Raw genomic sequence first — 13,815 nt, forward strand, 5'->3', positions numbered from 1 at the left:
GGGGGGCGGGGCGCCCTGACAGAATGCGAGGGCAGACCGATCGCAGACGATGAGGGAGACGCAAGCCGTGATCCGTACCCATGACGCCGGCAGCCTGCGCGCGACGGACGCCGGCACCACGGTGACGCTCGCCGGGTGGGTCGCCCGCCGGCGTGACCACGGCGGTGTCATCTTCGTCGACCTGCGCGACGCCTCGGGCGTCGTGCAGGTGGTCTTCCGCGAGGAGGACGCCCACGCGCTGCGCAACGAGTTCTGCGTGAAGGTGACCGGCGAGGTGACCCGCCGCCCCGGGGGCAACGAGAACCCGGAGCTGTCCACCGGCGATATCGAGGTGACCGCCAGCGCGCTGGAGGTGCTCTCGGAGGCCGCGCCGCTGCCGCTGCCCGTCGACGACCAGGTCGAGGCCGGCGACGACATCCGGCTCAGGTACCGCTACCTGGACCTGCGCCGGGGCGGCCCGGCGAGGGCGATGCGGCTGCGGTCGCGGGCCAACCAGCTCGCCCGGGGCGTGCTGCACGAGCGCGACTTCCTGGAGATCGAGACGCCGACGCTGACCCGGTCCACCCCGGAGGGCGCGCGCGACTTCCTGGTCCCGGTGCGGCTCCAGCCGGGCAGCTGGTACGCGCTGCCGCAGTCCCCGCAGCTGTTCAAGCAGCTGCTGATGGTCGGCGGCATGGAGCGTTACTACCAGATCGCCCGCTGCTACCGCGACGAGGACTTCCGCGCCGACCGGCAGCCGGAGTTCACCCAGCTCGACATCGAGATGTCCTTCGTCACCGAGGACGACGTGATCGACCTCGGTGAGGCGATCGTGGCGGCGCTCTGGTCGGACCTGGCCGGCCACGAGATCTCCCGGCCGATCCCGCGCATCACCTGGCACGACGCGATGGCCCGGTACGGCTCCGACAAGCCGGACCTGCGCTACGGCGTGGAGCTGACCGAGCTGACGGACTACCTGCGCGGCACGGCGTTCCGGGTGTTCGCCGGGGCGATCGACGCGGGCGGGTACGTGGGTGCCGTCGTCATGCCGGGCGGCGCGGGCCAGACCCGCAAGGAGCTGGACGGCTGGCAGGACTGGGCGAAGGCGCGCGGCGCGAAGGGCCTGGCGTACGTGGTGCTCGACGCGGAGACCGGCGCGGCGCGCGGCCCAGTCGCGAAGAACCTCTCCGAGGAGCATCTGGCGGGGCTGGCCGACGCGGTGGGCGCGAAGCCGGGCGACGCGGTCTTCTTCGCCGCGAGCGTCGAGGCGCGGGAGGCGCAGGAGCTGCTGGGCGCGGCCCGGATCGAGATCGCCAAGCGGGCGAAGCTGGTCGACGAGAGCGCGTGGGCGTTCTGCTGGGTGGTCGACGCGCCGATGTTCGAGCGGACCTCGGACGAAGCCGGCGGGGCGGGCGGTTGGACGGCGGTGCACCACCCGTTCACCTCGCCGAACGCCGAGTGGGTGGACCGCTTCGAGGAGGCGCCGGACCGGGCGCTGGCGTACGCGTACGACATCGTCTGCAACGGCAACGAGATCGGCGGCGGCTCGATCCGTATCCACCGGGGCGACGTGCAGCAGCGGGTCTTCGACCTGCTCGGCATCACCCCGGAAGAGGCGCAGGACAAGTTCGGCTTCCTGCTGGAGGCGTTCAAGTACGGCGCCCCGCCGCACGGCGGCATCGCGTTCGGCTGGGACCGGGTCTGCATGCTGCTGGCCGGTGCGGACTCGATCCGCGAGGTGATCGCGTTCCCGAAGACCCGGGGCGGCTTCGACCCGTTGACGGGCGCGCCGACGCCGATCACCGCCCAGCAGCGCGCCGAGGCGGGCATCGACGCCAAGCCGAAGGCCCCGACCGGCGCGCACACGGGCACCGCCGGCCCGGCCGCCCCGGTGGCCGATCCGGTCTGAGGCGACCAGCGATTCCGGCGGGCGGCCCGACGGTGGCCGTCCGCCGGGCCCGGGGAGGAACGGGGGCGACGTGACGCTGCTCGTGGTGGGTGCCAGCGGGTACCTCGGCGGCGAGGTGTGCCGGCGGGCCGTCGCGGCGGGGGAGCGCGTGGTCGGCACGTACCACGCCAACCCCGTCGAGCTGGCCGGCGTCGAGGTGCGTCGGCTCGACGTGACCGACCGGGCCGCCGTGCGCGCGCTGGTCGCGGCGGTGCGGCCCGCCGCCGTGGTGAGCACCCCCTACCGGTACGACGACTGGACGGTCACCGCCGACGGCGCGGCGAACGTGGCGTACGCCGCCGCGCAGGCGGGGGCGCGGCTCGTGCACCTGTCCAGCGACGCGCTGCACGCCGGCCGACCCGAGCCGTACGCCGACGACGACCCGCCGACCCCGGTGTTCGCGTACGGGGCGGCGAAGGCGGCGGCGGAGACCGCAGTGCGGGCGATCGACCCTCAGGCGGCGCTGGTGCGTACCTCGTTGATCGTGGGCGACGAGCGGAGCAAGCAGATCCGGCTCTGCCTGGACGCCCTCGCCGGCCGCACAGCCCTGTTCACCGACGAGGTCCGCTGCCCGGTCGACGTGGGCGATTTGGCCGCCGCCGTCCTGGAGTTGACGGCGGGGGACCACGCCGGGCTACTCAACGTGGCCGGCCCGGAGGGGGTCAGCCGCGCCGAGCTGGGGCTCCTGGTGGCCCGGCGGTTCGGGCTCGACCCGGGCGGCCTGCGGACCGCCACGAGCGCCGCGTCGGGCCTGGCCCGCCCCATCGAGGTACGTCTCGACAGCTCCCGCGCCGCCGGCCTGCTGCGTACCCGCCTGCGCGGCGTGTACGAGCTGCTCGGCTGAACCGTCCCGTCGGATCCCCAACTCTGCACAGAAGTTGTGCATAGCTTCTGTGCACAGTTATTGTGCATCGCATGGAGAACACTTCGGCGAACGAGGAGGCGCGGTCCGTGCCGCGCGCCGTCCGGCTCGACCACCGGCAGGTGCGGGTGCTCGCGCAGCCCCTACGCATGCGCCTCGTCGGGGCGCTGCGGGTGAAGGGCCCGGCCACCGCCACCGACCTCGCCCAGGTGCTCGGCACCAACACCGGCGCGACCAGCTACCACCTGCGTCAGCTCGCCGAGGTCGGCCTCGTCGTGGAGGACCCGGAGCTGGGCACCGGGCGGCAACGCTACTGGCGCGCCGCCCACCAGGTGACCCAGTGGGAGGCCAGCGACTACGACGACGACCCGGACGCCCGGGCCGCGATCGAGTGGATCGAAGCGGACCAGGTTCGCTACCTGGTGCAACACGCCGAGCAGTGGTTCGCCCGGCGGCACGAGTGGTCGCCGGCCTGGCGCGACGCGTTGGGCATGGGCGACGTGTTCATGACGATCCCGCCCGAGCGCCTCCAAGCGCTCAAGGACGAACTCTGGGCGGTCTTCGAGCGCTACCGCGCGGAGGCCGACCCCGCCGAGCCGGGTGCCGAGCAGGTGCAGATCTACCTGGCCGCCTACCCGATGCTGGCCGAGCTGCGGCTCGCCGCCCCGATCCTCGCCACCCCGATCCTCGACGCCCCGCTTCCCGACGAGGACAAGCCGTGACCGCTCTGACCGTACGCCAGATCCATGTCCGCTACCTCGTCCTGTACGGCCTGCGTTGGCTGCCGGGCGGCCTGATGATCCCGGTGATGATCCTGCTGATGCAGCAGCGCGGGATGTCGCTGTCCCAGATCGGCCTGGCCGGCATCGCGCAGGGCCTGATCGTCCTCGCGTTGGAGCTGCCGACCGGCGGGCTCGCCGACGCGCTCGGCCGCAAGCCGGTGCTCGCCGTCGCCTGGGCTGTCGGCCTCGTCTCCTTCGCCGTCTTCGCCGTGGCGCAGTCGTTCTGGCTGTTCTTCCTGGCCTGGGGGTTGCAGGGCGTCTACCGCGCACTCGACAGCGGCCCGCTGGAATCCTGGTACGTCGACGCCACCCTCGCCGCCGACCCCGACGCCGAGTACGAGCGCGGCCTCGGCCACGCCGGCACCGTCATCGGCCTCGCCATCGGCGCGGGCGCGCTGCTCAGCGGCGGCCTCGTCGCCCTTGGCCCGGTCGGGCCGGTCAGCGCGCTGACCCTGCCGGTGCTGGCCGCCATCGTGCTGCAGGCCGTGCTGCTGGTCGCGTTGCTGGTCCTGCTGCGCGAGGCACGCACCGCCCGGGGGCCCGCCGCGCTGCGTGCCTCGGTGGCGGCGGCACCCCGGATGGTCGGGCAGGCGGTCGGCCTGCTGCGCCGCTCCCGGGTGCTGCTCGCGCTGGTCGCGGTCGAGCTGTTCTGGGGCTTCGGCATGGTCACCTTCGAGACGCTGCTGCCCGTGCGCCTCGCCGAGGTGGTCGGCGACGCCGACCGGGCCGCTGCGCTGCTCGGCCCGGCCAGCTCGGCGGCCTGGCTGGCCAACGCCCTCGGCGCCGCGCTCATCCCCGTCCTGTCGCGCCGGATCGGGGCCGCGCCGGCCGCCGGGCTGCTGCGGGTTCTGCAGGGCGTGACCGTGGTCGGCATGGGCCTGCTCGCCGGCCCGGTCGGCGTGATCGTCGCCTACCTGGCCTGCTATGCCGTGCACGGCGCGTCGAACCCGCTGCACATGGGGCTGCTGCACCGCCAGGTCGACGGCCCGTACCGCACCAGCGTGCTCTCCCTCAACTCGATGATGGCCCAGCCGGCCGGGGCGCTCGGCGCGCTCACGCTGACCACCCTCGCCGAGCGCACCAGCGTCGGCGCGGCGATGCTGGTCGGCGCGGTGGTGCTCGCCGCCGCCGCACCGTTGTACCTGCCCGCCTGGCGGGCCGGTCGCACCCCCGCCGCCCTGGCTCCCGCCGCACCCGCACCCGCCGATCCCGCACCCGCCGATCCCGCGGCCTCCGCTCCCGATGCCTCCGCGGTCAGGCGGTGAGAAGGGGACCCTTCTCTACCGTAGGCGTCGACAAGGGGCCCTTCCTTGCACCGCAGGCGAGCGGTCGGTGACCCACCGTCGCCACGGCGAACCCGATCCACGGTGGAGATTGGCGATCGGACCGATTGGGTACCTCACACGGCGACCTACTGGGAACCCCTACCGGAGGACCGACATGCTCGCTATTCTCGCGGCCATCGTCTTCGGCTTCGCTCTGCTGCTCGACCTGCTCGACACCAACTTCGGCGCGCCGGACCTGTTCAACGTGCACACCCTGCTGATGCTCGGCCTGTTGCTGCTCTCCCTCCACCTGGCGGGGGTGGGCAGCGGCCCGCGCGGCGGTGGCCGCTGGTACCGGGGCCGCCGCCCCGGCCGTGGCTGACCGTAATCGATCTGATCGGGCCGGGCCCGCGCCGCAGTTCCGGCGCGGCGGGCCCGGCCCGGTACTGTCTTCGTGATGGAGTCCGACGCTCTCTTCTCCCTCGGTGCACCCGCCGGGGCGCCCGGCGCCCCCGCGGGTGCCGTCGGCGTTGACGGCTTCACCCCCGTGGCGGCCGACTCGCCGCTTCCCGTCCGGATGCGCCCGGCCAGCATCGACGAGCTGGTGGGGCAGGGGCACCTGCTTGCCCCGGGCGCGCCGCTGCGCCAGCTCGTCGGCGGCGCCACCCCGATGTCGGTGATCCTCTGGGGGCCGCCCGGCTGCGGGAAGACCACGATCGCCCACCTGGTGGCCCACGCCACCGACCGCCGCTTCGTGGCCATGTCGGCGCTCACCGCCGGGGTCAAGGACGTCCGGGCGGTGATCGACACCGCCCGCCGGCAGCGCCGCTCCGGCGGCCCGCAGACGGTCCTCTTCATCGACGAGGTGCACCGGTTCAGCAAGACCCAGCAGGACTCGCTGCTCGCCGCGGTGGAGGACCGGACGGTCACCCTGCTCGCGGCCACCACGGAGAACCCGTACTTCTCGGTCATCTCGCCGCTGCTGTCGCGGTGCGTGCTGCTCACCCTCCAGCCCCTGGACGACGCGGCCGTGCGCGGCCTGCTGCGCCGCGCGGTCACCGACGCGCGCGGCCTCGCCGGCGCGTTCACCCTCCAGCCCGACGCCGAGGACCACCTCGTACGCCTCGCCGGCGGCGACGTGCGTAAGGCCCTCACCGCCCTGGAGGCGGCGGCGGCCTCGGCGGCGGCGCTGGGCGTCGACCGGATCGACCTGGCCACCGCCGAGCAGGCGGTGGACGTCGCGGCGGTGCGCTACGACCGGGCCGGCGATGCCCACTACGACGTCACCAGCGCCTTCATCAAGAGCATGCGCGGCTCCGACGTCGACGCGGCGCTGCACTGGCTGGCCCGGATGCTGGTGGCCGGCGAGGACGCCCGGTTCATCGCCCGCCGCCTGGTCATCTTCGCCAGCGAGGACGTCGGGATGGCCGATCCGGGCGCGTTGGGCGTGGCCACCGCCGCCGCGCACGCCGTGGAGTTCGTCGGCCTGCCCGAGGCGCAGCTCAACCTCGCCCAGGCCGTGATCCATCTGGCCACCGCGCCGAAGTCCAACTCGGCGACCACCGCGATCGGGGCCGCCACGGCCGACGTCCGCGCCGGCCAAGGCGGGCCGGTGCCGCGCGGCCTGCGCGACGCCCACTACTCCGGCGCGCGAGGGCTCGGCCACGGCACGGGCTACCGCTACCCGCACGACGACCCCCGCGGGGTGGTCACCCAGCAGTACGCTCCCGACGATCTCGTCGGGGCCGACTACTACCGTCCCAGCGGGCACGGTGCGGAGCGGGCGGTGGCCGCCCGGCTGCCGCTGCTGCGCCGGATCGTCCGGGGGCTGCCTGCCCCGGTGCGTCCGGACGATCCGGCCCTGCCGGGGAACGGCCGCCACCCGTCGGGCAACGGGCACGCCAGCGCGGCGGACGAGGACGGCACGGGCGCCGTCGGGGAGGGTCAGCAGTGAGATCCCGTGGTTCGGAGCGACCGGAGGACGGCCCCGACGAGCGGCGCGAGCCGCGCGCCAAGGGGCGCCGGTGGGGCCGGGGCCGACCCGACAGCGAGCCCGAGGAGCCGGTGGCCGGCGAGGAGTTCGGCTGGATCGACGACCTGCGCTCCGCCAAGCGGCAGCGCGGCGAGTTGGGGCCGGACGGCGGGGCGCCGGGACAGGCCCCGCCGCCCGACCCGCAGTCGCGGCGCGCTCCGACCGAGCCCCCGGCGGGGGTCCCGGTGCATGGCGGTGAACCCGGTCCGGCGCGTCCGCGACCGGTCGACGGTCCGTGGCCCGGCTCGCCGCAGCCGGGCCGTCGCCCCGGGCCCGCCGAGCCGCCCCGCCCGCCGCAGGCCGCGCCGCAGCCGCCGAACCGCCTGCCGCAGGGCCCCCACCAGCCGTCCCACCAGCCGCCCCACCCGCCGCACGGCTCGGCGGAGCCGCCCCAGGCGGCCCGCCCGCCGCAGGGCCCCTCGCAGCTGCCGGCCCAGCTGCCGGCTGGGCCGATGCCGGGCCCGGCCCAGTCGCCGGCCCCACCCCGTCCGGCGGGTCAGCCGTCCGGGCCGCCGTACCCGGCGGGTCAGCCCGCGCGGGCCCCGTACCCGGCGGACGCCGTGCCCCGGCGCCCGCGCGACGACGGCGAACCGTCCGGCGGACTACCCCGAGCGGCGGCACCGGCCGGGCCGGCGGGCCCCTCCGCCGAGCGGGCCGGCGGGCCGCCGCCGCCGAGCTCCGGGGCACCCGGGCAGCGCCCCCGCCCGCTGGGCCCACCTGGGGCGCCCACGGCCCCGCCCGCACGTGGTGGCCAGCCCCCCACCGGTGGCTGGCCGGTCGTCCCCGCCCCGCCACCCCCCGCCGGCCGGGCCGTCAGTCCGCCACCTCCCGCCGGCCGGGCCGCCGCCCCGCCACCCCCCGCCGGCCGGGCCGTCAGTCCGCCACCTCCCGCCGGCCGGGCCGTGGCCCCGCCGCACCGCGCCACGCCGGCTCCCGCCGGCCCGCCCTACCCGGCACCGACGGGGACCGTCGACGGTCCCCGTCGCGAGCCGACGGGCGAGCGCCCCAGTTCCGCCGCACCCGCCGTACCCGCCACGGACGAGCCGACGGGTCGTGGCACCGCCGGGCCGGTTGCGCCCGCGCCCGGTTCGGCCGGTCGCCGGCGGGCCGCCGAGCCGCAGCCGCCGGTCGTCCCGCTCAGCGGCAACGCCCCTGAGGTGCCCGGGGTGCCGAACGGTCCCACCGGCGTGGATCCGGCCGTCGCCCAGGGGCCGGCGGCCACCGGCCAGGAGCCCGGTGGCCGCCGCCGGGCCCGGCCCGAGGCGGACCCGGGCGGGGCGGCACCGCGACGCCCGGCCGGCCCCGTCGACGCCGGGTTCCCCGGCCCCGCCGAGCGGGGTGGCCCCCCGCAGGGCCGCGGCGACCGGCCGCAGCGTCCGGCGGAGTGGTTGCGCCAGGCAGGTCGCGGCACGCACACCGACGCCGCGATGCCGATGGTCAACCGGGCGGCCGTGCCGTCCCCGCCGCCGGGCGCCGTGCCGCCGGCCGGCGAATCGGCTTACTGGCCCGGCGACGGCGGCCGGGGAGCCGGTGCGCAGCACGGCGCCGGCGCTGGGCCGGTCGGCCCCGGGGGCAGGACCCGGCCCGCCGCCGCGCCCGTCGACCCGGCGGAGGAACCGGTCCCACTGCCCACCGGCCGGGCGGCAGCTCCGTCCCGTCCGCAGGTGGCGGGCCCACGCACCGGCGAGCCCCGTCCGCCGGCAGATCCTCGTGCGGGTGGCCCGCGTCCGGCGGCGGATCCGCGTACGGGCGAGCCGCGTCCGCCGGCGGTGGACCCGCGTACCGGGGAGGTGCGTCCGCCGTTGCCCGAGGAGCACCGCCCGCAGGCCCCGCCTGTCGGGTCCGGCCCGCGCGCCGGTGCCGGCCCCCGCTCCACCCAGGAGCCCCGGTCCGGGGCTGCCACCGGCCACCGGCCCGCTGGATCCGTCCCCGAGCCCGGGCCGACCGCCCGGGCATCGGCGGCACCCACCGCGCCCGGTCGAGCCACCCCGCCCGGCGGTCCCGCCGGCCGGGCCGCTGCGGCGCCCGGGGTCGCCGGCCCGGTCAACCCGCCGGGGGGCCCTGCCGGCCGGGCCGTACCTCCGTCCGGTCCCGCCGGCCGCGCGACGCCGCCGGGGGGCCCCGCCGGCCGGGCCGTGCCGCCCGGTGCCCCGACCGCCGGTCCTCACCAGCCCGGCGTGGCGCGGGCGGTTGTTCCGCCCGGTCGCGCCGGCGAGCGGCCAGCCGACCACGCCGGCGGCCGCGCGGCACCGCCGCAGCGTGACCCCGGCAGCGCGGCACCGGCGCAGCACGACCCCGGACCCTCGGCGCCCCCGCAGCAGGGTGGACCGGAGCCGACCGGTGGTACGGCGTCGCCGGCCCGCCCCGACCAGCCGCCCGTGGTGGCCCGGGCCGCCGCCGTGGTGCCGGCCACCGACGCGCCCCCTTCCCGGCTCGGCCCGGAGGCGCACCGGCCCGGCTTGGAGGCGCACCGGCTCGGCCCGGGCCCCGCGCCCCGTCCGGGCAGCGACGCCCCCGCCGGGGCGGAGCAGTTGCGCCGGGCCGCGAACGCGGACGACCCGGACGAGGGGGACGAGGCGGAGTCTGGCGGCCTGAGCGGAGCCCGGTCAGAGCTGCGGCGACAGATGCGGGAGCGCCGTCGGCTGCGGATGGGCGTGCTCGCGCTGGTCAGCGTGGTGCTGCTGGGCGCCCTGCCGCTCTACTTCGGCATCCGTACGCTGAGCCGCGACCCGGTCTTCGACACCCTGGACGGGCTGAAGGTGCCCGGCTGGGCGGCCACGAAGACCGTCGACAACGTCAGCGGCAGCCGTTGGTGCGTGGAGGAGTGCCGGCTGCGCGAGCGCACCGTGGAGTCGCAGCGGCCGGTCGAGGAGACGGCGCAGGCCTACGAACGCGCCCTGACCGAGTCCGGCTGGCAGCCGTGGCAGGTCACCCGTTGCCCGGAGCAGCCGGCGAAGGGCGACTACACCTGCTGGCGTCGCGACGAGCTGACCCTCGACCTGTGGGTACGCGAGCCGACCTGCGTTCCGCCGCCGATCGACGGGGAACCCGCGCCGACGTCACTGGCCACGCCCCCCGCAGCGGGGGAGTGCAATGGGTCGTTGGTGTCGGTGAAGGTCCGCAACGCCATCGACGACGAGCGGACCCGGCCACAGCCGAGCACCGACCCGTCGCTCACCGGCGAGGATCCCTTCCCGACCCTGAGCGAGGATCCGCTCGGCGAGCTGACGCCGACACCCTCACCGTCGTGAGCCGGATTTCATCACTGACGGTAGGGTCTGGGGCTGGCAGGCCCGCCTGCCCCCGCTGACCCGGGTTGGGTCGCCGAACGACGGTGTGGGTATGACGGTCGCGCGTTGCGGGGCGTCGGGCCCCGGAACTCTGGTTGAGGAGGACATGCGTGGATGGTGGACAGGTCGCTGCGCTGATCGCGGCCGGCGCGTTCCTGATGCTGGTGCTCGTGCTGGCGGTGCCGATCCTGCGCCTGCGGCACACCGTGGACGCCACGACCCGGATGATCAACGACCTCAACGACCGCACCGCGCCCCTGCTCGGTGACGTCAACACCACGGTGAAGAACGTCAACACCGCGCTGGAGCAGGTGCAGGTCTCGCTGGACGGGGTCAACCTCCAGCTGGCCAAGGTGGACACCATGACCACCCACGCCCAGAACGTCACCGCGAACGTGGCGAACCTGGCCACCGTGGTCTCCGCCGCCGCCGCGAACCCGCTGGTGAAGGTGGCCGCGTTCGGCTTCGGCGTGCGCCGGGCCGCCGCCGCCCGCCGGCACGCCGAGACCGAGCGCGAGGTGCGCGACACCATCAAGCAGCAGCGCCGCGCCGCCAAGCACGGCGACGGCTGAGCCGGCCGGCGACGGAGGGATGAGATCATGAAGCGCCTGTTCTGGCTGGGCATCGGGCTGGCCGTCGGCGTGGTGGTGGTGCGCAAGGCGACCCGCGCCGCGCAGGCGTACACGCCGGCCGGCATCGCCGGCGGCCTGTCGCAATCCGCTGGCGGTCTGGTGGAGTCGCTGCGTAGCTTCGTGGAGGACGTGCGGGTCGGGATGGCCGAGCGCGAGCAGGAGATCCGCGAGGCGTTCGCCCGGGGTGAGGCGTTCGACGACCAGTTCGCCGAGCTGCGGGAAGACCCGCGCATCGGCGACCGAGAGATCTTTCCGGAGGAGCACCAGCGATGAAGACGGCGGAGATCAAGCGGCGGTATCTCGCCCACTTCGAGGCGAACGGCCATGCCGTGGTGCCGTCCGCCCCGCTGCCCGCCATCAGCGACCCGAACCTGCTGTTCGTCAACGCGGGCATGGTGCAGTTCGTCCCCTACTTCCTGGGGCAGCACACCCCGCCCTACTCCCGGGCGGTCAGCGTGCAGAAGTGCATCCGCACCCCGGACATCGACGAGGTCGGCAAGACCAGCAGGCACGGCACGTTCTTCCAGATGAACGGCAACTTCTCCTTCGGCGACTACTTCAAGGCCGGGGCGATCCCGCTGGCCTGGGACCTGGTCACCAGGTCGGTCGCCGAGGGCGGCTTCGGGCTGGACCCGGAGCGGATCTGGGCGACGGTCTACCTCGACGACGACGAGGCGGCCGAGATCTGGCGTTCCGTCGGCATGCCGGCCGAGCGGATCGTCCGGCGGGGCAAGAAGGACAACTTCTGGTCGATGGGCATTCCCGGCCCGGCCGGTCCGTGTTCGGAGCTGTACTACGACCGGGGCCCCGAGTACGGGCGCGAGGGCGGCCCGGAGGTCGACGAGGACCGCTACCTGGAGTTCTGGAACCTCGTCTTCATGCAGTTCCAGATCGACGACGTGACGAGCAAGGAAGACTTCCGGATCGTCGGCGACCTGCCGAAGAAGAACATCGACACCGGCATGGGCCTGGAGCGGATGGCGTCCCTGCTCCAAGGCGTCGACAACCTCTACGAGATCGACGAGGTCCGGCCGATCCTGGCGCGCGCCGCCGAGTTGACCGGCAAGCGGTACGGTGCGCACTCCGGCCATGTGGCCGCCGAGTCGCACCCCGACGACGTGCGGCTGCGGGTGATCGCCGACCACGTGCGTACCGCGCTGATGCTGATCGGCGACGGGGTCACCCCGAGCAACGAGGGGCGCGGCTACGTGCTGCGCCGCATCATGCGCCGCGCGATCCGGGCGGTGCGGCTGCTGGGCTGGCAGGATCGGGCGCTGCCCGAGCTGCTGCCGGTGGCGCGGGACTGCATGGCCCCGTCGTACCCGGAGCTGGCGGCCGAGTTCGACCGGATCTCGCAGTACGCGTACGCCGAGGAGGATGCCTTCCTGGCGACGCTGCGCGCCGGGACGACGATCCTGGACACGGCGATCGCCGAGACCAAGTCGGCGGGGAAGCCGGCGCTGTCGGGCGACAAGGCGTTCCAGCTGCACGACACCTACGGCTTCCCGATCGACCTGACCCTGGAGATCGCGGCCGAGCAGGGCCTCGCGGTCGACGCCGACGGGTTCCGCCGGCTGATGGCCGACCAGCGCAACCGGGCCAAGGCCGACGCGCGGGCGCGCAAGACCGGGCACACCGACCTGTCGGCGTACCGGTCGGTGCTGGACGCGGGCGGGCCGGTGGAGTTCACCGGCTACACGGAGCTGACCCGGGAGTCCCGGGTCCGCGCCGTGCTCGCCGGCGGCGACCAGGTCGGCGCAGCCGTCGAGGGCGACACGGTCGAGCTGGTGCTCGACACCACCCCCTTCTACGCGGAGGGCGGCGGCCAGCAGCCCGACCAGGGCCTGATCACCGTCGGCGGCGGCCAGGTCGAGGTCTTCGACGTGCAGCAGCCGGTGCCGGGCCTGATCGTGCACCGCGCCCGGGTGATCCGGGGCGAGGTGCGCGCCGGCGAGAACGGGTACGCCGAGATCGACGTGACCCGGCGGCGGGCCATCTCCCGCTCGCACACGGCCACCCACCTGGTGCACCAGACGATGCGCAACTTCCTCGGCGAGTCGGCCACCCAGGCCGGTTCGCTCAACGCGCCGGGCCGGCTGCGGTTCGACTTCAACACCCCGACCGGGGTGTCGCCGAGCGTCCTGCACGACGTGGAGCAGCAGGTCAACGAGGTGCTCCTGGCCGACCTGGAGGTGCACGCCTTCGTCACCACCCAGGAGGAGGCCCGCCGCATCGGCGCGATGGCGCTGTTCGGCGAGAAGTACGGCGAGCGGGTGCGGGTCGTCGAGGTCGGCGACTACGCCCGGGAGCTGTGCGGCGGCACCCACGTGGCCCGCTCGGCCCAGCTCGGCCTCGTCAAGATCCTCTCCGAGGCGTCGGTCGGTTCGGGCGTACGCCGCATCGAGGCGCTCGTCGGCATGGACGCGTTCGGCTTCCTGGCCCGCGAGCACCTGCTGGTGTCGCGGCTCGCCGAGCTGTTCCGGGTCCCCGGCGACCAGGTCGCCGACCGGGTGGAGCAGACCGTCACCCAGCTGCGCGACGCCGAGAAGGAGCTGGAGAAGCTGCGCGCCCAGCTCGTGCTCGGCGGCGCGGCGGCCCTCGCCGGGCAGGCGAAGGACGTGCGGGGGGTGGCGTACGTCGGCACCGAGGCGCCCGAGGGCGCGGCCGGCAACGACGTGCGGACCCTGGCCCAGGAGATCCGCGGCAAGATCGACCCGGCCCGGCCGGCCGTGGTGGCCGTGGCGGCCCGGTCGAACGGCAAGGCGTCCCTCGTGGTGGCCGTGAACGCGGCGGCCCGCAGCCGGGGCCTGGCGGCGAAGGACCTGGTCAAGGCGGCGTTCTCCGGCCGGGGCGGCGGCAGCGACGACCTGGCCCAGGGCGGCGGCCTGCCGGCGACCGAGGCGCCGAAGCTGCTGGCCACGGTCGAGCAGGCGATCGCCGACGCGTGAGCGCACCGCACGTCGGGTCAGGGCGGGCCGTCACGGTCCGCCCTTACCCGTTCCAGGGCAGGACGAACGCCGTTCCA

Annotated in this window: 10 protein-coding genes; all 10 read left to right on the forward strand. The window is 75.5% G+C overall.

Going from position 1 to position 13,815, the window contains the following annotated elements; genetic code table 11:
* Nucleotides 1-67: 67 nt before the first annotated feature.
* Nucleotides 68-1,888 carry an aspartate--tRNA ligase gene (gene aspS / locus ACFT41_RS01715; protein WP_377583095.1) on the forward strand — a complete coding sequence of 607 codons (1,821 nt, stop codon included), beginning with the start codon at nucleotides 68-70 and terminating at the stop codon, nucleotides 1,886-1,888.
* A 70-nt stretch (nucleotides 1,889-1,958) separates the two neighbouring features.
* Nucleotides 1,959-2,771 (forward strand): sugar nucleotide-binding protein, encoded by an 813-nt coding sequence (locus ACFT41_RS01720; RefSeq protein WP_377583093.1) that lies wholly within the window; start codon nucleotides 1,959-1,961, stop codon nucleotides 2,769-2,771.
* Between the two features lie 71 nt (nucleotides 2,772-2,842).
* Nucleotides 2,843-3,511 carry an ArsR/SmtB family transcription factor gene (locus ACFT41_RS01725; protein WP_377583091.1) on the forward strand — a complete coding sequence of 223 codons (669 nt, stop codon included), beginning with the start codon at nucleotides 2,843-2,845 and terminating at the stop codon, nucleotides 3,509-3,511.
* Nucleotides 3,508-4,836 (forward strand): MFS transporter, encoded by a 1,329-nt coding sequence (locus ACFT41_RS01730; RefSeq protein WP_377583089.1) that lies wholly within the window; start codon nucleotides 3,508-3,510, stop codon nucleotides 4,834-4,836. Before ACFT41_RS01725 ends, ACFT41_RS01730 begins: the two co-directional genes overlap by 4 nt.
* Nucleotides 4,837-5,011: 175 nt before the next feature.
* A complete protein-coding gene (locus ACFT41_RS01735) occupies nucleotides 5,012-5,218 on the forward strand; it encodes a hypothetical protein (protein ID WP_377583087.1) in 207 nt (68 codons plus the stop codon).
* A gap of 75 nt (nucleotides 5,219-5,293) precedes the next feature.
* On the forward strand, nucleotides 5,294-6,790 hold the full coding sequence (locus tag ACFT41_RS01740; protein WP_377583085.1) for a replication-associated recombination protein A: 1,497 nt from the start codon (nucleotides 5,294-5,296) through the stop codon (nucleotides 6,788-6,790).
* Nucleotides 6,791-9,492: 2,702 nt separating this feature from the next.
* Nucleotides 9,493-10,119, forward strand: a complete 627-nt coding sequence (locus ACFT41_RS01745; RefSeq protein WP_377588011.1) for a hypothetical protein — start codon at nucleotides 9,493-9,495, stop codon at nucleotides 10,117-10,119.
* A 149-nt stretch (nucleotides 10,120-10,268) separates the two neighbouring features.
* The gene (locus tag ACFT41_RS01750) at nucleotides 10,269-10,730 is read left to right on the forward strand and encodes a DUF948 domain-containing protein (RefSeq protein ID WP_377587986.1); all 462 of its coding nucleotides are present in this window, start codon (nucleotides 10,269-10,271) and stop codon (nucleotides 10,728-10,730) included.
* Between the two features lie 27 nt (nucleotides 10,731-10,757).
* Nucleotides 10,758-11,063, forward strand: a complete 306-nt coding sequence (locus tag ACFT41_RS01755; protein WP_377587987.1) for a hypothetical protein — start codon at nucleotides 10,758-10,760, stop codon at nucleotides 11,061-11,063.
* Nucleotides 11,060-13,738, forward strand: a complete 2,679-nt coding sequence (gene alaS / locus ACFT41_RS01760) for an alanine--tRNA ligase (RefSeq protein ID WP_377587988.1) — start codon at nucleotides 11,060-11,062, stop codon at nucleotides 13,736-13,738. The genes ACFT41_RS01755 and alaS overlap by 4 nt, the downstream gene beginning before the upstream one ends.
* The last annotated feature ends 77 nt before the right edge of the window (nucleotides 13,739-13,815 follow it).

The organism is Micromonospora sp. NPDC057141 (assembly GCF_042670805.1).
Classification (GTDB): Bacteria; Actinomycetota; Actinomycetes; order Mycobacteriales; family Micromonosporaceae; genus Micromonospora.